18 protein-coding genes are annotated in these 19223 nt (G+C 73.6%); 9 read left to right on the forward strand and 9 right to left on the reverse strand.

Features of this window, described 5'->3' with window-relative positions:
* Positions 1 to 13 precede the first annotated feature (13 nt).
* Positions 14 to 1339: a phenylacetate--CoA ligase PaaK gene (paaK, locus tag ACZ51S_RS02295; RefSeq protein WP_468477176.1), complete on the reverse strand. Its 1326-nt coding sequence runs from the start codon at positions 1337 to 1339 to the stop codon at positions 14 to 16.
* 123 nt (positions 1340 to 1462) lie between these two features.
* Between paaK and ACZ51S_RS02300 the strand changes: the two genes are divergently transcribed.
* Positions 1463 to 2311 (forward strand): alpha/beta fold hydrolase, encoded by an 849-nt coding sequence (locus tag ACZ51S_RS02300; RefSeq protein WP_468959331.1) that lies wholly within the window; start codon positions 1463 to 1465, stop codon positions 2309 to 2311.
* A gap of 63 nt (positions 2312 to 2374) precedes the next feature.
* On the opposite strand, the gene ACZ51S_RS02305 is transcribed toward ACZ51S_RS02300, so the two are convergent.
* Positions 2375 to 4006 carry an acyl-CoA synthetase gene (locus ACZ51S_RS02305; protein WP_468477174.1) on the reverse strand — a complete coding sequence of 544 codons (1632 nt, stop codon included), beginning with the start codon at positions 4004 to 4006 and terminating at the stop codon, positions 2375 to 2377.
* A 173-nt stretch (positions 4007 to 4179) separates the two neighbouring features.
* Between ACZ51S_RS02305 and ACZ51S_RS02310 the strand changes: the two genes are divergently transcribed.
* The 5 genes from ACZ51S_RS02310 to ACZ51S_RS02330 all read left to right on the forward strand — a co-directional run bounded on the left by ACZ51S_RS02310 (position 4180) and on the right by ACZ51S_RS02330 (position 8685).
* Positions 4180 to 4980, forward strand: a complete 801-nt coding sequence (locus ACZ51S_RS02310) for a crotonase/enoyl-CoA hydratase family protein (protein WP_468801847.1) — start codon at positions 4180 to 4182, stop codon at positions 4978 to 4980.
* A 95-nt stretch (positions 4981 to 5075) separates the two neighbouring features.
* Complete coding sequence (locus ACZ51S_RS02315; RefSeq protein WP_468477172.1) at positions 5076 to 6038, forward strand: Zn-ribbon domain-containing OB-fold protein; 963 nt, start codon at positions 5076 to 5078, stop codon at positions 6036 to 6038.
* On the forward strand, positions 6038 to 7105 hold the full coding sequence (locus ACZ51S_RS02320; RefSeq protein WP_468477171.1) for a thiolase domain-containing protein: 1068 nt from the start codon (positions 6038 to 6040) through the stop codon (positions 7103 to 7105). Before ACZ51S_RS02315 ends, ACZ51S_RS02320 begins: the two co-directional genes overlap by 1 nt.
* On the forward strand, positions 7102 to 8277 hold the full coding sequence (locus ACZ51S_RS02325) for a thiolase domain-containing protein (protein WP_468959333.1): 1176 nt from the start codon (positions 7102 to 7104) through the stop codon (positions 8275 to 8277). The genes ACZ51S_RS02320 and ACZ51S_RS02325 overlap by 4 nt, the downstream gene beginning before the upstream one ends.
* A gap of 168 nt (positions 8278 to 8445) precedes the next feature.
* Entirely contained in the window at positions 8446 to 8685 is a 240-nt protein-coding gene (locus ACZ51S_RS02330) for a DUF397 domain-containing protein (RefSeq protein WP_388936500.1), read from the forward strand.
* Between the two features lie 25 nt (positions 8686 to 8710).
* Here ACZ51S_RS02330 and ACZ51S_RS02335 read toward each other — a convergent pair whose 3' ends face one another.
* A complete protein-coding gene (locus ACZ51S_RS02335; RefSeq protein ID WP_468477168.1) occupies positions 8711 to 9250 on the reverse strand; it encodes a hypothetical protein in 540 nt (179 codons plus the stop codon).
* Positions 9251 to 9426: 176 nt separating this feature from the next.
* Between ACZ51S_RS02335 and ACZ51S_RS02340 the strand changes: the two genes are divergently transcribed.
* On the forward strand, positions 9427 to 9891 hold the full coding sequence (locus ACZ51S_RS02340) for a hypothetical protein (protein WP_468477167.1): 465 nt from the start codon (positions 9427 to 9429) through the stop codon (positions 9889 to 9891).
* Positions 9892 to 9916: 25 nt separating this feature from the next.
* Here ACZ51S_RS02340 and ACZ51S_RS02345 read toward each other — a convergent pair whose 3' ends face one another.
* The 4 genes from ACZ51S_RS02345 to ACZ51S_RS02360 are packed head-to-tail and all read right to left on the reverse strand — an operon-like array spanning position 9917 to position 13339.
* Positions 9917 to 11341 (reverse strand): NAD(P)/FAD-dependent oxidoreductase, encoded by a 1425-nt coding sequence (locus ACZ51S_RS02345; protein WP_468477166.1) that lies wholly within the window; start codon positions 11339 to 11341, stop codon positions 9917 to 9919.
* A complete protein-coding gene (locus tag ACZ51S_RS02350) occupies positions 11338 to 12528 on the reverse strand; it encodes an MAB_1171c family putative transporter (RefSeq protein ID WP_468801848.1) in 1191 nt (396 codons plus the stop codon). Before ACZ51S_RS02350 ends, ACZ51S_RS02345 begins: the two co-directional genes overlap by 4 nt.
* 2 nt (positions 12529 to 12530) lie before the next feature.
* On the reverse strand, positions 12531 to 13061 hold the full coding sequence (locus tag ACZ51S_RS02355; protein WP_388937480.1) for a toxin-antitoxin system, toxin component: 531 nt from the start codon (positions 13059 to 13061) through the stop codon (positions 12531 to 12533).
* Positions 13062 to 13075: 14 nt separating this feature from the next.
* On the reverse strand, positions 13076 to 13339 hold the full coding sequence (locus tag ACZ51S_RS02360; RefSeq protein ID WP_468477164.1) for a hypothetical protein: 264 nt from the start codon (positions 13337 to 13339) through the stop codon (positions 13076 to 13078).
* 415 nt (positions 13340 to 13754) lie between these two features.
* Here ACZ51S_RS02360 and ACZ51S_RS02365 point away from each other — a divergent pair, with 415 nt between their 5' ends.
* Entirely contained in the window at positions 13755 to 14255 is a 501-nt protein-coding gene (locus ACZ51S_RS02365) for a hypothetical protein (RefSeq protein WP_214942325.1), read from the forward strand.
* Between the two features lie 62 nt (positions 14256 to 14317).
* Here the strand turns inward: ACZ51S_RS02365 and kstD are convergent, their stop codons facing one another.
* Together kstD and ACZ51S_RS02375 are read right to left on the reverse strand one after the other, a co-directional pair.
* Positions 14318 to 16117, reverse strand: a complete 1800-nt coding sequence (gene kstD / locus ACZ51S_RS02370; RefSeq protein ID WP_468959335.1) for a 3-oxosteroid 1-dehydrogenase — start codon at positions 16115 to 16117, stop codon at positions 14318 to 14320.
* Between the two features lie 199 nt (positions 16118 to 16316).
* Positions 16317 to 17441, reverse strand: a complete 1125-nt coding sequence (locus tag ACZ51S_RS02375; protein WP_468477162.1) for an aminoglycoside phosphotransferase family protein — start codon at positions 17439 to 17441, stop codon at positions 16317 to 16319.
* Between the two features lie 231 nt (positions 17442 to 17672).
* On the opposite strand from ACZ51S_RS02375, the gene ACZ51S_RS02380 reads away from it, so the two are divergent.
* On the forward strand, positions 17673 to 19166 hold the full coding sequence (locus ACZ51S_RS02380; protein WP_468477161.1) for a DNA-binding protein NsdB: 1494 nt from the start codon (positions 17673 to 17675) through the stop codon (positions 19164 to 19166).
* Positions 19167 to 19223 lie beyond the last annotated feature (57 nt).

The raw sequence follows: 19223 nt of genomic DNA on the forward strand, positions 1-19223 counted from the left end.
TGGCCCGGCCTCCTCAGGAGGCGTGCGGTTCCCGGAGGTCCTTCACCCGCCTGATCTTGCCGACGGAGCGCTCCAGGCTCTCCGGTTCCACCACGTCGACGGCGACGGACACCCCCACGGACTCCTTGACCGCCCGCACCAGCTCCGCGGCCGCCGCCCGCCGTCTCCCGGCGTCGGCGTCCCGGCGCGCCTCCACGCGCACGGTGAGGGCGTCGAGGCGGCCCTCCCGCGTCAGCCGCAGCTGGAAGTGCGGGGCCAGGCCCGGGATGCGCAGGAGTATCTCCTCGACCTGCGTCGGGTAGAGGTTCACCCCGCGCAGGATGATCATGTCGTCGCTGCGGCCGGTCACCTTCTCCATCCGGCGGAAGGCGGGGCGGGCCGTTCCCGGAAGCAGCCGTGTCAGGTCCCGGGTGCGGTAGCGGATCACCGGCATGGCCTCCTTGGTGAGGGAGGTGAACACCAGCTCCCCCGGTTCACCGTCCGGCAGGACCGCCCCGGTCAGCGGATCGATCACCTCGGGGTAGAAGTGGTCCTCCCAGATGTGCAGTCCGTCCTTGTGCGAGGCGAACTCCTGGGCGACGCCCGGTCCGATGACCTCGGACAGGCCGTATATGTCCACGGCGTCGATGCCCAGCCGGTCCTCGATCTCCCGGCGCATCTCCTCGGTCCAGGGCTCGGCGCCGAAGATCCCGGTGCGCAGCGAGGTCCGGCGCGGGTCGATGCCCTGGCGCTCCATCTCGTCCAGCAGGGTGAGCATGTAGGAGGGGGTCACCATGATGACCTCCGGGCGGAAGTCCTGGATCAGCCGGACCTGGCGGTCCGTCATGCCGCCCGAGGCGGGAACCACCGTGCACCCCAGCCGCTCCGCGCCGTAGTGCGCGCCCAGGCCGCCGGTGAACAGGCCGTACCCGTACGCGACGTGCACGATCTGCCCCGGCCGGGCGCCCGCCGCACGCAGCGAGCGGGCGACGACGTCGGCCCAGGTGGCCAGGTCCCCGTCGGTGTAGCCCACGACCGTGGGGCGGCCCGTGGTGCCGCTGGAGGCGTGGATGCGGCGCACGTCCGCGCGCGGCACGGCGAACATGCCGAAGGGGTACTGCTCGCGCAGGTCCGCCTTGGTGGTGAGCGGAAAGAGGGACAGGTCCGCCAGTGAGCGGCAGTCGTCGGGCCGGACCCCCGCCTTGTCGAAGGCCTGCCGGTAGAAGGGCACGTGCTCGTACGCCCGGCGCAGGGTCGCCCGCAACCGCTCCAGCTGGAGCGCCGCCAGCCCCTCGGCGCTCAGCCGCTCGCCTTCGTCCTGGAGATCCCCGAGGTCATCGAGACCCGCACGCGCCGTCATTGCCGTCACCTCATCGTCGAGAGTCGGACCATCAACCCAACCGAACGTTCATTCGGTAGCCTGCCGGACCCCGCCGGGTAAATCAATGACTCGAACGAGTGATCGTCTGATCTGATGGGCCCCATGCCTGCTCTCACCACCTATGACGGAACCCGACTCGCCTACCACGTCAGGGGCGAGGGAGAACCGCTCGTCTGTCTCCCCGGTGGCGCCATGCGGTCCTCCAGGTACCTCGGCGACCTCGGCGGACTCGCCGCCGGCCGCCGGCTCGTCCTCCTCGACCCGCGCGGCACCGGCGACTCCGCGATACCGGCCGACGAGTCCACGTACCGCGTCGATCACCAGGTCGCCGACGTCGAGGCGCTCCGCGTCCACCTCGGCCTGGAGCGCATGGACGTCCTGGCCCACTCGGCCGCCGGCAACCTCGTCATGCTGTACGCCGCCGCGCACCCCGGCCGGCTGCGCCGGACCGCCCTTATCACCCCGACCGCCTGGGCGGTGGACCTCGGGAGCGGGGCGCGGGAGCGGCTCGCGGCCGCCCGCCTCCGGGTCGGCACCGAGCCGTACGACACGGCCATCGCGGCCTACGAACGGATTCTCGGGGGCGCCGACACGGACGCGGAATGGGAGAGGGCTGCCCCGCTCTTCTACGGACGCTGGGACGACGCCGCGCGGGCCGACTTCGCGGCCGGCGAGCAGGACCAGAACGAGAAGGCCGCGCTGGCCTTCGCGGGCCCGGGCGCCTTCGACCCGCCCGCCACCCGCGCGGCCCTGCGGCACGTCGAAGGGGAGGTGCTGGTCCTCGTGGGCGAACTGGACGGCAACCCGCCCCCACCCCTCGCGGCCCGTATCGCGGAGCTCTTCCCGCGCGGGATCCTCGAAGTCCAGCCCGCGACCGCGCACTTCCCCTGGCTGGACGACGCCCCCCGCTTCGCCGGACGCGTCGAGCGCTTCCTCGCCACCGGAGCCTGACGCACCGCCTCCGGGGGCCGGCGCCCCCCGGCCCCGGCGGTCACCCCCCGGGCGGTCGCCGGTTCAGTGCCCCGCGTCGGCCTCCGTGGCCACCGCCTTCGCCCACCGGTAGTCCGCCTTGCCGCTCGGGGAACGCTGCACGGCGGGCGTGATCACCAGCTGCCGCGGGATCTTGTAACCCGCCAGTCTCGTCCGGCAGTGGCGCTGGATCTCCTCCAGCGTCGGCTCCGGCGCCCCCCGCCGCACCTGCACCACCGCGGCCACGTGGTTGCCCCAGGTCGGGTCCGGGACTCCCGCCACCAGGGCGTCGTACACGTCCGGATGCGACTTCAGCGCCTGCTCGACCTCCTCCGGATAGACCTTCTCGCCACCGGTGTTGATGCACTGCGAGCCGCGGCCCAGCACCGTGACGATGCCCTCCTCGTCGACGGTCGCCATGTCACCGAGCAGCACCCAGCGTTCCGTGCCCTTGCGGAAGAAGGTCTCCGCCGTTTTCGCCGGGTCGTTGTAGTAGCCGAGCGGGACGTGTCCGCGCTGCGCGAGGCGGCCCGGCACGCCGACCGCCACCGGCTCGTGCGTCACCGGATCGACCACCTGCGTGCGGTCGTTGACCTGGAGCCGGAAGCCCTTTTCCGGGCCGGAGTCGTCCGTGGCCCGGCCATTGGAACCGGACTCGGAGGAGCCGAAGTTGTTCAGGAGCAGCACGTTCGGCACCAGCCGCTGGAACTCGGCGCGGACGGTCTCCGACATGATCGCCCCGGAGGAGGAGACGCTGAACAGCGAGGACAGGTCCGTCCCCTTGAGCGGGCCGCTCAGCGCGTCGATCAGCGGCCGCAGCATGGCGTCGCCGACCAGCGACACGCTCGACACCTTCTCCTTCTCTATCGTGCGCAGCACCTCCTCGGGGACGTACTTGCGGTGGATGACCACCCGCTGGCCGTAGTTGAAGGCGATGAACGAGGTCAGCGTGGACGTGCCGTGCATCAGCGGTGGAGCGGGGAAGAAGGTGAGCCCGGCGCCGCGCGCCGCGACCCGCTCGGCCAGTTCCTCGGGCCGCTTCACCGGCTCCCCGGAGGGTTCCCCGCCGAAGAGCCCGGCGAAGAAGAGGTCCTCGGCCCGCCACATGACGCCCTTGGGCATGCCGGTCGTACCGCCGGTGTAGATGATGAAGAGGTCGTCGGGGCTGCGCTCCGGGAAGTCGCGCTCGGGGGACCCGGCCGTCTCGGCGTCCGCGTACGCCACCGGCGCGACCGCCGGCTCCGGCACCCCGGCCGGTGCCTGCCCGACCCGGACCAGGTGCCGTAGCCCCGGCGTCTGCGGCAGCGCGGCGGCCACCCGCTCCGTGAACTCGCCCTCGAAGACGAGGGCGGCGAGGTCGGCGTCGTTGTAGAGGTAGACCAGTTCCTCCTCCACGTACCGGTAGTTCACGTTCACCGGCACCAGGCGGGCCTTGAGGCAGGCCAGTACGGTCTGCAGGTACTCGATCCCGTTGTAGAGGTGCAGCCCCACGTGCTCGCCGGGCCGCAGTCCGCTGTCCAGCAGGTGGTGCCCGACGCGGTTCGCCGCAGCGTCCAGCTCCGCGTACGTCAGGCGGCGCTCGGCACCGGTCCCGGGGTGGTCGACGTACACCAGCGCCTCGCGGTCCGGGACCACGTCCACGACCGATTCGAACAGGTCGGCAAGGTTGTACTCCACCGTTCCTCCTGACCCGAAGTGCACACGGCTGGGCTGCTCGGCGGTCATTAGAGCGCCGCCCGGTCCAAGTGGGAAGGGCGCATGCCAAGAAATCTGACTGAGTGTCAGGAAACTATTGAACTGGACCGGACCCTGCTGCAACCTGTTCTAGGTCTTGAGACGGGAGGACGGCAATGGGTGGGACCGAACACCTGACCGTGGAACGCCGCGGCGCCACTCTGGTGCTCACCATGAACAGGCCCGAAGCGAAGAACGCGCTCTCGCTTCCCCTGCTGGTGGGCCTGTACGACGGCTGGCTGGAGGCGGACGCGGACGACACGGTCCGCTCGGTGGTCCTGACGGGCGCGGGCGGTGACTTCTGCGCCGGGATGGACCTCAAGGCGCTCGCCGGCCGGGGGATGGCGGGCGACCAGTACCGGGACCGCCTCAAGGCCGACCCCGACCTGCACTGGAAGGCGATGCTCCGCCACCACCGGCCGCGCAAACCGGTGATCGCGGCGGTCGAGGGCTACTGCGTGGCGGGCGGCACGGAGATCCTCCAGGGGACCGACATCCGGGTCGCCGGGGCCGGGGCCACCTTCGGACTGTTCGAGGTCAGGCGGGGACTGTTCCCGATCGGCGGCTCCACGGTCCGGCTGCCCCGGCAGGTCCCGCGCACACACGCGCTGGAGATGCTGCTGACGGGGCGCCCGTACTCGGCCGAGGAGGCGGCGCGGATCGGCCTCGTGGGGCGGGTGGTGCCGGACGGGACGGCGCTGGAAGCGGCGCTGGAGACGGCGGAGCTGATCAACGCGTGCGGGCCGCTGGCCGTCGAGGCGGTGAAGGCGTCCGTGTACGAAGCCGCCGAGCTGACGGAGACGGAAGGCCTGGCGGCCGAACTGACCCGGGGCCGGCCCGTCTTCGAGACGGCCGACGCGAAGGAAGGGGCACGCGCCTTCGCGGAGAAGCGGCCGCCGGTCTACCGCCGGGCCTGAGCGCCGTCCCGCAGCCCCCGCCACCGCCCCCCGCCACCGCCCGGTGGCCGTTCCGATCGCCCGGTCCCACCGCCCCCGAGAATCGGAGAGCATCCATGACAGCCGCGTCCCCGCCCGAGGTGCTGCGTGCGCCCCTCGTCGTCGAGTTCCCCTTCACCCGCTCCCTCGGGCCCGTCCAGAGCGCCTTCCTCACCGGGCTCCGGCAGCGGGTCGTGCTCGGCGTCAGGACCTCCGACGGGCGGGTCATGGTGCCGCCCGCCGAGTACGACCCCGCCACCGCCGAGGAGATCCGGGAGCTCGTCGAGGTCGCCCCCACCGGTACCGTCACCACCTGGGCGTGGAACGGCGACCCCCGCCCCCACCAGCCCCTCGGCACCCCCTTCGCCTGGGTCCTGGTGAGGCTCGACGGCGCCGACACCGCGATCCTGCACGCCCTCGACGCCCCCGGCCCCGACGCCGTGTCCACCGGGATGCGGGTGCGGATCCGCTGGGCCGCCGAGCGCACCGGTGCCATCACCGACATCGCCTGCTTCGAGCCGTACGGGGGCCGCGCGGAAGAAGGCGCCGCCGCACCGCACGACGGGGTGTTCGCCGACCCCGTCACCGGCATCGTCGCCGAGGCCCGCCTCGACTACACCTACAGTCCCGGCCGCGCCCAGACCGCCTACATCAACGCCCTCTCCGAGCGCCGCACCGTCGGCGAGCGCTGCCCCTCCTGCCACAAGGTGTACGTCCCCCCGCGCGGCGCGTGCCCCACCTGCGGGGTGGCCACCACCGACCGGGTCGAGGTCGGCCCGGCCGGCACCGTCACCACCTTCTGCATCGTCAACATCAAGGCGCGCAACCTCGACATCGACGTCCCCTACGTCTACGCCCACATCGCCCTCGACGGCGCCGGCCTCGCCCTCCACGGCCGGATCGGCGGCATCCCGTACGACCAGGTCCGCATGGGCCTGCGCGTCGAACCGGTGTGGACCGACGGCGGCCGCTACCCCGACCACTACCGCCCCACCGGCGAGCCGGACGCGGACTACGACGCGTACAAGGAGCTGCTCTGATGCCCCGGAACGCCCGCCACGCGCGCGAGGTGGCCGTGGTCGCCTTCGCCCAGAGCGACCACCTGCGCCGCACCGACGAACTCAGCGAAGTCGAGATGGTGATGCCCGTCCTGCACCGGGTGCTGGCGGCCACCGGGCTCAAGGCGGGCGAGATCGGCTTCACCTGCTCCGGCTCCAGCGACTACCTCGCCGGCCGGGCCTTCTCCTTCACCATGACCCTCGACGGGGTCGGCGCCTGGCCGCCGATCTCCGAATCGCACGTCGAGATGGACGGCGCCTGGGCGCTCTACGAGGCCTGGGTCAAGATCCAGACCGGTGAGGCCGACACCGCGCTCGTCTACGCGTACGGGAAGTCCTCGCCCGGATCCGTACGGGACGTCCTCACCCGGCAGCTCGACCCGTACTACCTGGCCCCCCTCTGGCCCGACTCGGTGGCCCTGGCCGCCCTCCAGGCGCAGGCGCTGATCGACGCGGGCGACACCGACGAGGCCGCGCTCGCCGCGATCGGCGCCCGCAGCCGCGCCTCCGCCGAGGACAACCCGCACGCCCAGCTCAGCGGCCCCGTCCCGCAAGGCGACTACCAGGTGCGGCCCCTGCGCACGGGCGACTGCCCGCCCATCGGGGACGGCGCGGCCGCCGTCGTCCTGGCCGCGGGGGACCTCGCCCGGCGCCTGTGCGAGCGGCCCGCCTGGATCACCGGCATCGACCACCGCATCGAGGCCCACGGCCTGGGCCTGCGCGACCTCACCGACTCCCCGTCCACCCGGACCGCCGCCGAGCACGCCGGGGTCTTCGACGCCCCCGTCGACACGGCGGAACTGCACGCGCCGTTCTCCTCCCAGGAGGTCGTGCTGCGCAAGGCGCTCGGCCTGGGCGAAGCGGTGGCCGTCAACCCCTCCGGCGGCCCCCTCGCCGCCAACCCGATGATGGCCGCCGGCCTCGTCCGGATCGGCGAGGCGGCCGCCCGCATCCACCGCGGCGAGTCCCGGCGGGCCGTCGCACACGCCACCTCCGGCCCCTGCCTCCAGCAGAACCTGGTCGCCGTCCTGGAAGGGGACCGAGCATGAGCACACCGGGCAAGGAGCCCGTGGCCGTCGTCGGGATCGGCCAGACCAAGCACGTCGCCACCCGGCACGACGTCTCCATCGCCGGCCTGGTCCGCGAGGCGGCGGCCCGCGCCCTCGCCGACGCGGAGCTGACCTGGGCGGACGTCGACGCCGTCGTCATCGGCAAGGCCCCCGACTTCTTCGAGGGGGTGATGATGCCGGAGCTCTACCTGGCCGACGCCCTCGGCGCGGTCGGCAAACCGATGCTCCGCGTCCACACGGCGGGCTCCGTCGGCGGGTCGACCGCCCTCGTCGCCGCGAACCTGGTCGCGGCCCGCGTCCACCGCACCGTCCTGACCCTCGCCTTCGAGAAGCAGTCCGAGTCCAACGCCATGTGGGGGCTCTCGCTCCCCGTCCCGTTCCAGCAGCCGCTGCTGGCCGGCGCGGGCGGCTTCTTCGCCCCGCACGTGCGCGCGTACATGCGGCGCACCGGCGCCCCCGACACGGTGGGATCGCTCGTCGCGTACAAGGACCGGCGCAACGCGCTCAAGAACCCGTACGCGCACCTGCACGAGCACGACATCACCCTGGAGAAGGTCCAGGCCTCGCCGATGCTCTGGGACCCGATCCGGTACTCCGAGACCTGCCCCTCCTCGGACGGCGCCTGCGCGATGGTCCTCACCGACCGTGCGGGCGCGGCCCGTTCGCCCAGGCCCCCCGCCTGGGTGCACGGCGGTGCGATGCGCAGCGAGCCGACGCTCTTCGCGGGCAAGGACTTCGTCTCGCCCCGGGCCGGCAAGGACTGCGCGGCCGACGTCTACCGGCAGGCCGGGATCACCGACCCCCGTCGGGAGATCGACGCGGTCGAGATGTACGTGCCGTTCTCCTGGTACGAGCCGATGTGGCTGGAGAACCTCGGCTTCGCGCAGGAGGGCGAGGGCTGGAAGCTCACCGAGGCCGGCGTCACCGAACTGGACGGCGACCTCCCGGTGAACCCCTCCGGCGGGGTGCTGTCCACCAACCCGATCGGCGCCTCGGGCATGATCCGCTTCGCGGAGGCGGCGCTCCAGGTCAGCGGCCGGGCCGGGGAACACCAGGTCCCCGGGGCACGCAGGGCGCTGGGGCACGCGTACGGCGGCGGCGCGCAGTTCTTCGCGATGTGGCTCGTCGGAGCGCAGCCGCCGAGTTCCTGACGTGCGCGCGCGGCCGCCGGGTTCCCGACGCGCGGAAGCGCAGCCGCCGGCCGCTGGCGGGGCGCTCCGCCGGACCCGCCGCGCGTCACTGCCCGTGGCCTGTGCGGCACCCGCCGCGATCGCTACCCTGGGCCCCCGACGACGTACCGTACCGGGAGGAGCACGCACGTGGCCGAGAGCACGACTTCGCAGCCGTCCGCCGGCTGGGGCAGGCCCGAGCTCGATCTCAGCGGGGCCGACTGGCAGGGCAGCAGCCGGGGGGTGGGCGACGTGCAGGTCGCCTTCGTGGAGGGGTTCATCGCCATGCGCAACGGCGAGCGCCCCGACGGCCCTTCGCTGGTCTTCGCGCCGCGCGAGTGGCGCAAGTTCGTGCTCGGGGCGCGCGGCGGCCGCTTCGACCTGACCTGACCCGAGGCGGGACGCGGGCCCGGCGTCAGGCCGGGCGGGCGGACAGCCGCAGCGCGACCTGGAGCTCGTGCTCCCCGGACACCGTACCGAGGTGCTCGCCGGCGAAGGCGTCCTCCAGGACGGCGCGGACCTGGCGCACCGGCTCGGCGGCGCCGTCGAGCTCCGCCGTCACCGGTGCCGCCGGCCGGGCCCGGGGGCTCGCGGCGGGCGCCCGGTTGCGGACGTCCACCGTCGTCGACCAGACGCTCGTGGCCGCCGCGGGCCCGGCAGCCCCTTCCAGCACCGGCGGGGTCATCCCGGGGAACGCCTCGGCCAGGACACCGAGCACGGCGTCGGCGCCCGCCCGGTCGCAGTGACTGACCAGTACGTTCACCTCGGCCTCCGCCGAGGGGCCCGCCTGCGCGCGCGCCTCGTCCACCCGGGCCGCGTCCGCGGCGGGGCCGGAGCCCGTACCGGTGCGGGAGGGAGCGCCCGGCGCACGGCCGTGCTCGTCCAGCATGGCCCCCGCGTCCGGGAGCAGCGCGCCGCGCCGCTCCGGGGCGTCGTACCCGCGGTTCGTGTTCATCGATTCGCCTCCGGGTCGGGGTGCGTCCCCGCGCGGAGCCCGGGGACGACCGTGGACCGGCACGCCAGGGTGCCTCACCTGGCGGCTATCCGCGTACGGCCGCGGCAAACCCGCCCGCGCGTCCCGCTCGCCGAATCCACTGGCGCCGCCGCACCGGGCGCCCTACGGTCTTGCCGGTGGACATCGCCTTCAGGAAGCTGCCGGGGAACCGGCACGAGATCACGGTCACCGGCCGCCGCGGCCCCGACGTACGGATGCCCGCGCAGCCCACCGGCCCGACGGTCCCGCACGACCTCGCCCACGCCGCGGTCGAGGAGGCACTGGGCATCACCGACGGCTTCTGGGGGGCGGTCGCCGACGGCGCCACCTTCCAGGGGTTCGAGATGACAGAGCCCGGCCGCCACCGCCGGTCGGGTCTGAAGGTGCTGCGCCGCAAGGGCGACGCCGTGATGGCGGCGGAGATGGCCGTCAACTGGGCGTACCGCGCCTGGTCGGGGCTGCCCGTCACGGGACGCGGCGTGGGCCGTCCCGTGCTGGGCGAAGCCGACCTGGAGCGGGCCCGCACCGCCCTCGACGCGGCCTCGGCCCGCTGGACGGCGCTCCCCGAGGACGGCTCCCTGACCTGGCGGTGGCACGGCTGAGCCCCTCGCCCCGAGCCACCCGCGGTCACGCCCGGGACCGCAGCGCCGCGACCGCCGCCCGCTCCGCCGGCCCCAGCGGCGGCCCGGTCAGCTGCGCCCGGCGCGGCCCCAGCAGGGCCGCCAGCAGCACCGGCGGGGTGAACAGCCGGGTGGCGGGCCGCTCCAGGGTCATCACGTCGGTCACCGCCCGGGCCACCCGCCCGTTGCCGGTGCTCGTGCGCATCAGCCGGCGTACGTAGGCGGCGGCGACCCGCTCGGCCGCCGTCGGCCCGCTCTCGGTGGCACCGGGGTAGAAGACGTCGTTCCCCGTGGACAGGGCCCACGCGGCGGCCACCGGACCCGCGACGGCCTTCTGGGCACGGGCGGCGAGCCGCGCGTCGGCCCAGCCGTACCGGGCGACGGCCTCCCGCAGCGCGAGGGCGCTCTGCGCGGCCACCGACATCCCGTGCCCGTACACCGGGTTGTAGGCGGCGACCGCGTCCCCGAGCACCAGGAACCCGCCGGGCAGCGCGGCCCTCTCGTAGTGGTGCCTGCGGTTGACGGTCGTACGGGTGCGCACCACGTCCGTCAGCGGCTCCGCCCCGGCGATCAGCTCGCTGACGATCGGGTGCCGCAGACCCCGGGCGAAGGCTCCGAAGGCCTCCGGATCGGTGCTGGGTTCGCCGCCGCGCGTCCCCGACAGGGTGACGAGCCAGCGGTCGCCCTCGATCGGGACCAGCGTCGCGGACCGGCCCGGACCGGCCCCGCGGGGATCGGCCTGGACGTTCACGACCAGCGGGAACGTGCTCCCCAGGTCCGCCGGGGCCCGGAAGATCCGGCTGGCGTAGACGAGTCCGGGGTCGACCGTCCGTACGGCGGGCCCGGCCACCCCCAGCTCGCCCAGCCACCGCGGCGTTCGGGAGGCCCGCCCGGAGGCGTCCACCACCAGGTCCGCGTCCAGGACCCGCTCCACGGCGTCCGTCCCGCGCACCCGCACCCCGGTGACGCGCCGGGCGTCGCCCGTCAGGCCGAGTACCTCGGTGCGGTCGGTGACGGTGACGTTCGGCAGCGCCGCGACGGCCCGGCGGACGTGCCAGTCGAGCAGGTCGCGGCTGGCGATCAGCACGTAGTGGGACTCCCGCGCCCAGCGGCGGAACCAGCCCTCGGGGGAGAAGCCCACCATGTTCGTGGGCAGCGCGATCCGGTGGGCCCCGTCTCCCCTGAGCGCCCCGATCGTGCCGGGCAGCAGGGAGTCGATGGCCGCGGCCCCGCCGGACCACAGCAGGTGCGCGTGATGGGCCTGCGGGAGCCCCTTGCGGGACACGGGCCCGTCCGGCAGTGCGTCCCGCTCGACGACGACGACCTCGCCGGAGCCGGCCCCGGCGAGCGCGGCGGCCGCGAGCATGCCGGCCAGGCTGCCCCCGGCCACGACCGCGGTGTGCCGGGCGCGTGACGGCGGTGAACTGCTCATGGACTCACGCTCTCTCGGTGGTCTGAGGGGCCGGACCGGGCGCGGAAGGCGGTGACGGCGGGGGACCGGCGCAGGGCCCTGGCCACCGCGACGAGGTCCGGTGCCGCCGCCGGGCCGGGCACCGGGCCGTCCTCCGGCTCGGCCCCGGCACCCCCGCGCAGGGCGGCGACCGCCGCGACCACGGCCACCGCGTCGGCGGTCGCCGCCGCCCGCTCGGCGGCCTCGCCCCGGGCCCGCGCCTCGGCGAGGGCCCGTTCGCGGACCTCGGGGTCCATGTACGGCTGGAGCCGCAGCAGCCCGTCGCTGATCCGGGTCCTGCGCTGGACCAGGCGACGGCTGATGGAGGACCGGCGGGGCAGCCGTACCGAACCGGTGTCCAGTCCGGCCAGTTCGCGTACGAAGGGGGCGAGGCACCGGTAGTGGTAGTAGTCGGTGCAGATCCCCTGGAGCGCCTGGCCGGCGTGGGGCAGGATGAAGCCGACGGCGATGAACAGGGCGCACACGGAGGCGATGGGCGGGGCCACGTACGTGCTGAGCCAGTCCAGGTCGTGACCGTTCCAGCGGGCGAACACCGCCGTGAGCTTCACCGTGTCGTAGCAGAGGTTCAGGATGAACCCGATGACCAGGAGCACCAGGCCGGAGCGCAGCCAGCCCGAGACCTCCCGCAGCCAGGACCAGGTGACGACGGCGGTGATCGCGCAGGCGGTGGTGTGGGCCCCCAGGTAGAGCATGATGTGCTCGCGCATCCAGGGGGTGTTGGCGTAGTACGTGTCCAGGTCCCGCAGCCGCTCGACCGGGACTTCGGCGAACGCGAAGGTGATCCACAGACCGGCCACCACGGTCGCGTAGACGACGCCGATCGTCCAGTTGGTCCGGCGCACCCGCCGGGGATCGCCGCCCCGCCAGTGGATGATCATGATCAGGCAGCAGGCGCAGAACATCGTGAGCAGCGTGTAGACCACCGGCGCCGCGAAGTTGCTGACGCCGGTCGCGCTGTTCAGCAGGACCAGGGTCTTCGGCCGGCCGAAGTAGAAGACGGCCGAGGCCAGCAGGAGCAGGCCGCCGACGGCCCGGACGTTGGGGTCGATGCGCCAGAACCTCATCATGACCGGGAGCCGGATCGCGAAGGCCAGGGTGAGGATCGCCGCGGGTATGAGGTACGGGATGTAGTACTTGTCCGAGGTCACCGTCAACCGATCGGTCCGCGGTAGCCGAGCGCGTTGCCTATCCGGCCGGCGACATCGCTCCGGCGGGCGGCCCCGGCCGCGTCGCCGCCCGTGAGCCACGCCCTGCACCGGTCGCCGAGCATCAGCCCGAAGCTCTCGGCCTCGATCTCCTGGGTGTCCTCGTAGTGGGACCGCGCGGCGACACTGGCGTACGTCAGGTCCGAGGCGTCGGGCAGGGCCCGGGCCGCGTCGGCCGCCCCGCGCCCGTGGCCGGTGCAGTGGCCCGCCTTCATGTGCCACAGCTCGTGGCCCAGGATGACCAGTTGGTGGTCGGGGGTCGTGTACTTCTCCACCACGACGATGTCGTAGTCCTCCATGTTCAGCCACAGGCCCGAGGTGGTCAGCTCCGAGGGGAAGCGCTCGAAGCGCAGCACGATCGGGCGGCCGCCCCGGGTGCGGCTCATGGCGTCGCACAGGGCCCGGAAGAGGATCTGCGGCTCGACCGGAGCCTCCAGGTCGAGCGAGGAGGTCAGCGTGGCGCACAGTTTGCGCATCGACCGGGACAGGTTCACCGTGCCACCTCCGAGGAGAGGATCCCGCTGATCACCGCGGGCCCCACGGCCCGGTTCGCCGCCCGGGCGGGCGCGGGACGGGCGAACTCCTCGCCACGCGGCAGCGCCGCCGCCCCCTCCACGGGGACGCCGGTCCGCTCGGAGAGGGACACGGTGCCGAGGATCTCGTCCGCCTCCAGTCGTCTCTCCGCGGCGAGTGCCCGTGTCCGGGCGGGCGTCGTGGTGAGGGAAAGCGGCGGACCGCCAACGGGGACAGTCATCTGTCTGTGCTCCCATACGTCCGAAGGGCAGATCCGTCTGCGCACCGGGGACGACGGTAGCGACGGCAGGTCCCCCCGGGCGACAAGATCCCCACCGCCGAAGCGATCGTTGTCGAATCGAAAACGATCGATGACCGGACGTGGGGACGCACAGCAAGATACAGCCAGTGCGGCGGCCCGTGGCGGGAAAGGTGGCGTGACCGCAGCTCATCACGCCGGCCCGCCCCCCGGGTAAGGAGTACCCGGCGCGCACACCCCATACCCGCAGGTCCGCAGCACCGGCGCGGCCGCCCCCGGCGGGCCCCCGCCCGGCGCGCAACCCCTCCCGCGCCCCGCCCCGCACCGCCGTGCCCCGCTGCGCCGCGGGAGAGCCCCCGGCGCCGGAAAACCCGCGCGGCCACGTACCATGGGCCGCATGTCCTTCCTCCGCCGCCACCGCGCCGCCACACCCGCCGGCCCGGACTTCGACGTCCTGGCCATGGACCCGGGGGACTGGCCGGGCAACCTCGGGGCCGGGCTGCTCCCCGCGCCCGACGGCAGCTGCCAGGGCGTCTTCCTCCGCTACGACCTGTTCGGCGGCCGCGGCCCCGCGATGATCATCGGCAACCTCCCCGAGGGATCCCCGGCGCGCGAGCTCGCCGACGGCCAGGTCCCCTTCGAGGTGGCCCAGCTCCTCGACGCCCTCGAGAACGACGAGGACGTCGAGGTCACCGGGACCGAGGACTGCCCCGTCATGCAGGGCGACAACCTCCTCATCGTCCGCAAGATCAAGCTCTCCGAGGGCCGGATCTCCTGCGTGCAGTTCGACCGCAGCGACAACGTCCTCGTGACGATCGCCAGCTGGGACCGCCCGATCACCGACGACCTCTACGCGCTGCTGAAGCCGCTCCCCGCCGAGCTCTTCCAGCAGGGCTGACCCGGCCCGGCCCCAGACCGTTCCGTCAAAGCGGCGCCGGCCGGCGATGCCGCCGACACCGACTAGCGGCTGTCCGCGATGTCGTTCGCCGCGACGTAGCCGAACGTCATCGCGGGCCCGATCGTCGATCCGGCCCCCGCGTAGCTGTGGCCCATCACCGCCGCGCTGGCGTTGCCCGCCGCCCACAGGCCCCGGATCACCGAACCGTCCGCCCGCAGCGCCCTCGCCCGGGCGTCGGTGACGATGCCGCCCTTGGTGCCCAGGTCGCCCGGGACGATCCGGAAGGCGTAGAACGGCGGCGCCCACACCCGTGCCAGGCACGAGTTCGGCACCACGTTCGGGTCCGTGTAGTAGTGGTCGTAGGCCGTGTCGCCCCGGTGGAAGTCGGCGTCGGTCCCGCTCCACGCCTGGGCGTTGAACCGGTTGAGCGTCGCCCGCAGCGCACCCGCCGGCACCCCGATCTGCCCGGCCAGCGCGTCCCAGGTCCACGCCCTCTTCGCCGCACCCGACGCGAACCACGCCTCCGGCAGCGGCAGCGTCGGCAGGATGTCCTTGAACAGGTACTTGTTGCGGTAGTTCTGGTCCACGATCAGCCACGCCGGAATGTGCGAGCCCGTGGCGTCCCGGTCCTTCTCGTACATCACGTGCACCACGTCGCTGTACGGCGCCGCCTCGTTCACGAAGCGGGTGCCCGCCCGGTTCACCATCAGACCGCCCGGCAGGGTCCGCTCCGCCAGGCAGAAGTACGGCTCCCCGGGCAGCGGGATCGACGGCCCCCACCAGGCGTCCTCCATCAACGCCAGGGCCGCGCCCGCCCGTTCACCGGCCCGGATCCCGTCACCGGTGTTCTCCTTCGCACCCACCGACCACTCGGTGCCGATCGGCCGCTGCTGGTACCGCGCCCGCATCTCCGCGTTGTGCTCGAAGCCGCCGGAGCCGATCACCACGCCCCTGCGGGCCCGTATGACACCCCGTACGCCCTCCTTCTCCACCACCACCCCGGTGACCGCACCGCCCTCCCGCACCAGGTCGACCAGCGGGCTGTTCAGCCACACCGGCACCCCCGCCCGCAACAGCCCGGCCCGCAGTCCGGCGGCCAGCGCCTGGCCCATCGTCAGCGGCTTCTCCCCGCGCAGCGCGGCACTGGTGCCCCGCGCCAGGCACTCGGCGGACACCGCGAGCCCCTTCGCACTGACCGCCGCGAGGTTCAGCCACTTGTAGTCCCGGCTGAACACCACCATCCCGGCGGGCACCGGCATGTACGCCGGGTTCAGGTGCGCCAGCTCGGCGCCCAGGAGGTTGCCGTCGATCTGGTCCGGCTCGATGGAGCGGCCGTTCGGCAGCCCGCCGGGCAGGTTCGGGTAGTAGTCGCTGTAGCCGTCCATGAAACGGAACCGCAGCGGGCTGTTCGCCATGACGAAGTCCAGCATCCGCGGCCCGTTGTCGAGGAACGCCCGCTGCCGGTCGGCCGGCACCTGCGGCCCCACCACCGCCGACAGGTACGCCGCGGCCTTCTCCGGGGTGTCCGGCACCCCCGCGCCCAGGATCACCGAGTTGTTCGGCAGCCAGATCCCCGCGCCGGAGCGCGCCGCGGAACCGCCGAAGGCCGGGGCCTTCTCCACCACCAGTACGCTCAGCCCCCGCGCGGCGGCCGTCAGCGCGGCCGTCATCCCCGCCGCACCCGAGCCCACCACGACGACGTCGTACTCGCCGAGCGGGCTCTCGGCGGCCCGCGCGGCAGCACCCGGCAGCACGGCGGCGGCGAGCACCCCGGCCCCCGTACCGGCGAGGACCGCCCGGCGGCTGGGCGGCACGGCGCGCGGGCGGTCCGGGGTCTCGGTCACGGGCATGGCCTCGGTCATGGGCGGGCTCCAGCGGGGTGGGAGGAAGGCGGGCGGCTCGGGCCGTTCTGATGCCGAGTCAGAGAAACTGTTCCGGGGATCATGGGAAGTCAAGGCACGCGCGCGCAACGGTCCCGGCCCCGGACAGGCCGAATCCCGTGCCCCGCACACTGGGTGTGCGGCACACGGGATCCGTGTTCGGTGCCGGACGGGCCGGCGGTCAGCGCGTGCCGACCGCCGCCCGGACCGCTCTACGGGCCATCCCCGCGTCGTCGTGCAGTCGCCGCAGCAGAAGACGCTGCTCCTCGCCCGAGGAGATCGCCCCCGCGGGCAGCGGCCGGTCCGGAGCGGACGCCAGCATGGAGCGCTGCACCGCCGTCTCGCACATCCGGATCTCCCGCGTCAGCACCAGCATCAGATTGACCAGGAAGGCGTCCCGCGCCGCCGGGCCCGCCGACTGCGCCAGCCGGCTGATCTGGCCGCGGGCCGCCGGGGCGTCACCCAGCACGGTCCACAGCGTGGCCAGGTCGTAGCCGGGCAGGTACCAGCCGGCGTGCTCCCAGTCGAGGAGCACCGGCCCCGCCGGGGACAGCAGCAGGTTCGACAGCAGCGCGTCGCCGTGGTTGAACTGCCACGGCGTACTCGCCGGCCGCAGTCCGTGCAGCAGCTTCTGCAGGTCGCCGAAGTCCCGGTCGGTCAGCAGGCCCAGCTCGTGGTCGCGCGAGATCCGCCGCGCGTAGTCCACGGGGTGCCCGAACAGATCGGCCGGCGGCTGCCACTGGTTCACCCGGCACACGGCTCCCAGCGCGGCCCGTACGTCGGGCCGCGGCGGCGCCTCCACCGGATGCCGCTGGAGCGCGGCGACCCGGCCCGCCATCCGCTCCACCACCAGGACGCAGTTCTCCGGATCGGCGGCGATCAGCCGGGGCACGCGGACCGGCGGGCGGTGCCGGACGAAGGTCCGGTACGTCGCTATTTCGTGCCGGTACCGCTCGCGCCACTCCGGCGAGTGGTCCAGTAAAACCTTCGCGACCGCGGTCATCCGTCCCGTCGTCCCGACCAGCAGGACCGACCGGCCGCTGCGGCGCAGGACCTGGACGGGGGCGAACTCGGGACAGATGCGCTGCACCGACGCGAGCGCGGTGCGCAGCTGCGCCCCCTGCGGCCCGGACAGGTCGATTCTTCCGCTGAGGGGCTGCGGTCCGCTTCCCGGCATCCGCCGAGCCCGTACGGCGCCCTGCGCCGGTACCGGCTGACGGCCCGGTTCGAGGTAGGTGCCGCCCCCCGCCTGGAGGGTGCGGTGCTGGCGGACCGGGGCGGACACGGAGGACGTTGCTGCGTACATGGCGTTTACGGTTCCCTTCGTGCGCCGACGAGTGCGTACGCCGCCCCGCCGGATCCCGTACTTCACCCTGGGGAGTTCCGCCGGTGAACCGGGTCGGGGAGGCGCATTCCTACCTGACACCCGCCCGCAGGTGGCGAACCACGGGGCGGCGGGTGGCGAACCCTGGCGAATAGTCGCTGGGCACCTGACGGGCGGCTACTGTCAACTCAGCCGAGAACCTGGGGGCTTGACGTGAGCAAAGGTCCAAACACCCGTCTGAACGACCTGTTCGGCCTGGCCGGCTGGTCGAAGGGCGAACTCGCGAGGATGGTCAACCGGCAGGCGGCCGCGATGGGCCACCACCAACTGGCCACCGACACCTCGCGGGTGCGGCGCTGGATCGACATGGGGGAGACCCCGCGCGAGCCGGTGCCCACGGTACTGGCAGCACTGTTCACCGAGCGGCTCGGTCGTGTCGTGACCATCGAGGACCTCGGGTTCGTACGGCAGCGGCGCACCACCAGACGGCAGCCGGACGCGGTTCAGCGGAACCCCGACGGAGTGCCCTGGGCGCCCGAACGCACAGCCGCGGTCCTCACCGAATTCACGGGAATGGACCTCATGCTCAACCGTCGCGGCCTGATGGGCGCGGGAGCCGCGCTCACCGCCGGCTCAGCCCTCAGCAACGCCATGTACGACTGGCTGCACACCGAGCCCTCCGGCGCCCGGAACGCGCAGCACTTCGGTGACTCCCACCAGGCCGACCCGGCGGGCTACGACCGCTACGAGGCGGCGCCCATCGGCTCCCAGGAGATCGAGGCCCTGGAACGGTCCGTCGAGGTCTTCCGGGCCTGGGACGCCTCCAGAGGCGGGGGGCTCCAGCGCAAGGCCGTCGTCGGCCAGCTCAACGAGGTCGGCGGCATGCTGGCCTACCACCACCCCGACCACCTCCAGCGCAGGCTGTGGGGGGTGGCGGCCAACCTGGCGGTGCTGGCGGGCTGGATGTCGCACGACGTGGGCCTCGAACCCACCGCGCAGAAGTACTTCGTCATCGCCGCGCACGCGGCCCGCGAGGGCGGAGACCGGCCGCGTGCCGGCGAGGCCCTCTCCCGGGCCGCCCGCCAGATGGTGCACCTGGGCAAGCCGAACGAGGCCCTGGACCTGATGAAGCTGGCACAGTCCGGCTCCGGCGAGCAGACCCTGCCGCGCACCCGCGCCATGCTGCACACCATCGAGGCCTGGGCGCAGGCCGCCATGGGCAAGGGCCAGGCCATGCGCCGCACCCTGGGGGAGGCCGAGGAGCTCTTCGTCTCCGACAAGGGCGACGTACCGCCGCCCTCCTGGATGCAGCACTTCGACGAGGCCGACCTGCACGGCATGCAGGCCCTGGCCTACCGCACCCTCGCCGACCACGACGCCTCGGCGGCGCCCATCGCGGCACGGCACGCGCGGGAGGCGCTGCGGCTGCGCGGCGACGGCTACCAGCGCTCGCAGATCTTCGACTACATCTCGATGGCCTCGGCCTGCTTCATCGCGGACGACCCCGAACAGGCCGACCGCTACGCACGCCTCGCGCTGGTCTCGATGAACGAGACCTCCTCGCACCGGACCTGGGACCGGCTCCGCGAGATGTACCGGCTCACCGGCCAGTACGCCGGGTACGCGGGCATCGAGGAGCTGCGCGAGGAGATCGAGCTGGCCCTCCCGAACAGCCCCGCCCCAGCCGCACGCGGGGCGGCGGTCTAGGGGCCGGGTGTCGTCGTGGGACGGTACGGCCGGGGTGCGGAAGACCGGCGGCAGACG

The sequence above is a fragment of the Streptomyces sp. NPDC034043 genome (assembly GCF_055575675.1).

Coding starts and splice junctions, on each gene's coding strand:
- ACZ51S_RS02365 (WP_214942325.1), top strand. CDS start 13,755: ATGTCCTTCCTCCGCCGCCACCGCGCCGCCACACCCGCCGGCCCGGAC.
- ACZ51S_RS02335 (WP_468477168.1), bottom strand. CDS start 9,250: ATGAACACGAACCGCGGGTACGACGCCCCGGAGCGGCGCGGCGCGCTG.
- ACZ51S_RS02300 (WP_468959331.1), top strand. CDS start 1,463: ATGCCTGCTCTCACCACCTATGACGGAACCCGACTCGCCTACCACGTC.
- ACZ51S_RS02310 (WP_468801847.1), top strand. CDS start 4,180: ATGGGTGGGACCGAACACCTGACCGTGGAACGCCGCGGCGCCACTCTG.
- ACZ51S_RS02360 (WP_468477164.1), bottom strand. CDS start 13,339: ATGACTGTCCCCGTTGGCGGTCCGCCGCTTTCCCTCACCACGACGCCC.
- ACZ51S_RS02375 (WP_468477162.1), bottom strand. CDS start 17,441: ATGTACGCAGCAACGTCCTCCGTGTCCGCCCCGGTCCGCCAGCACCGC.
- ACZ51S_RS02320 (WP_468477171.1), top strand. CDS start 6,038: ATGCCCCGGAACGCCCGCCACGCGCGCGAGGTGGCCGTGGTCGCCTTC.
- ACZ51S_RS02355 (WP_388937480.1), bottom strand. CDS start 13,061: ATGCGCAAACTGTGCGCCACGCTGACCTCCTCGCTCGACCTGGAGGCT.
- ACZ51S_RS02325 (WP_468959333.1), top strand. CDS start 7,102: ATGAGCACACCGGGCAAGGAGCCCGTGGCCGTCGTCGGGATCGGCCAG.
- paaK (WP_468477176.1), bottom strand. CDS start 1,339: ATGACGGCGCGTGCGGGTCTCGATGACCTCGGGGATCTCCAGGACGAA.
- kstD (WP_468959335.1), bottom strand. CDS start 16,117: ATGACCGAGGCCATGCCCGTGACCGAGACCCCGGACCGCCCGCGCGCC.
- ACZ51S_RS02345 (WP_468477166.1), bottom strand. CDS start 11,341: ATGAGCAGTTCACCGCCGTCACGCGCCCGGCACACCGCGGTCGTGGCC.
- ACZ51S_RS02315 (WP_468477172.1), top strand. CDS start 5,076: ATGACAGCCGCGTCCCCGCCCGAGGTGCTGCGTGCGCCCCTCGTCGTC.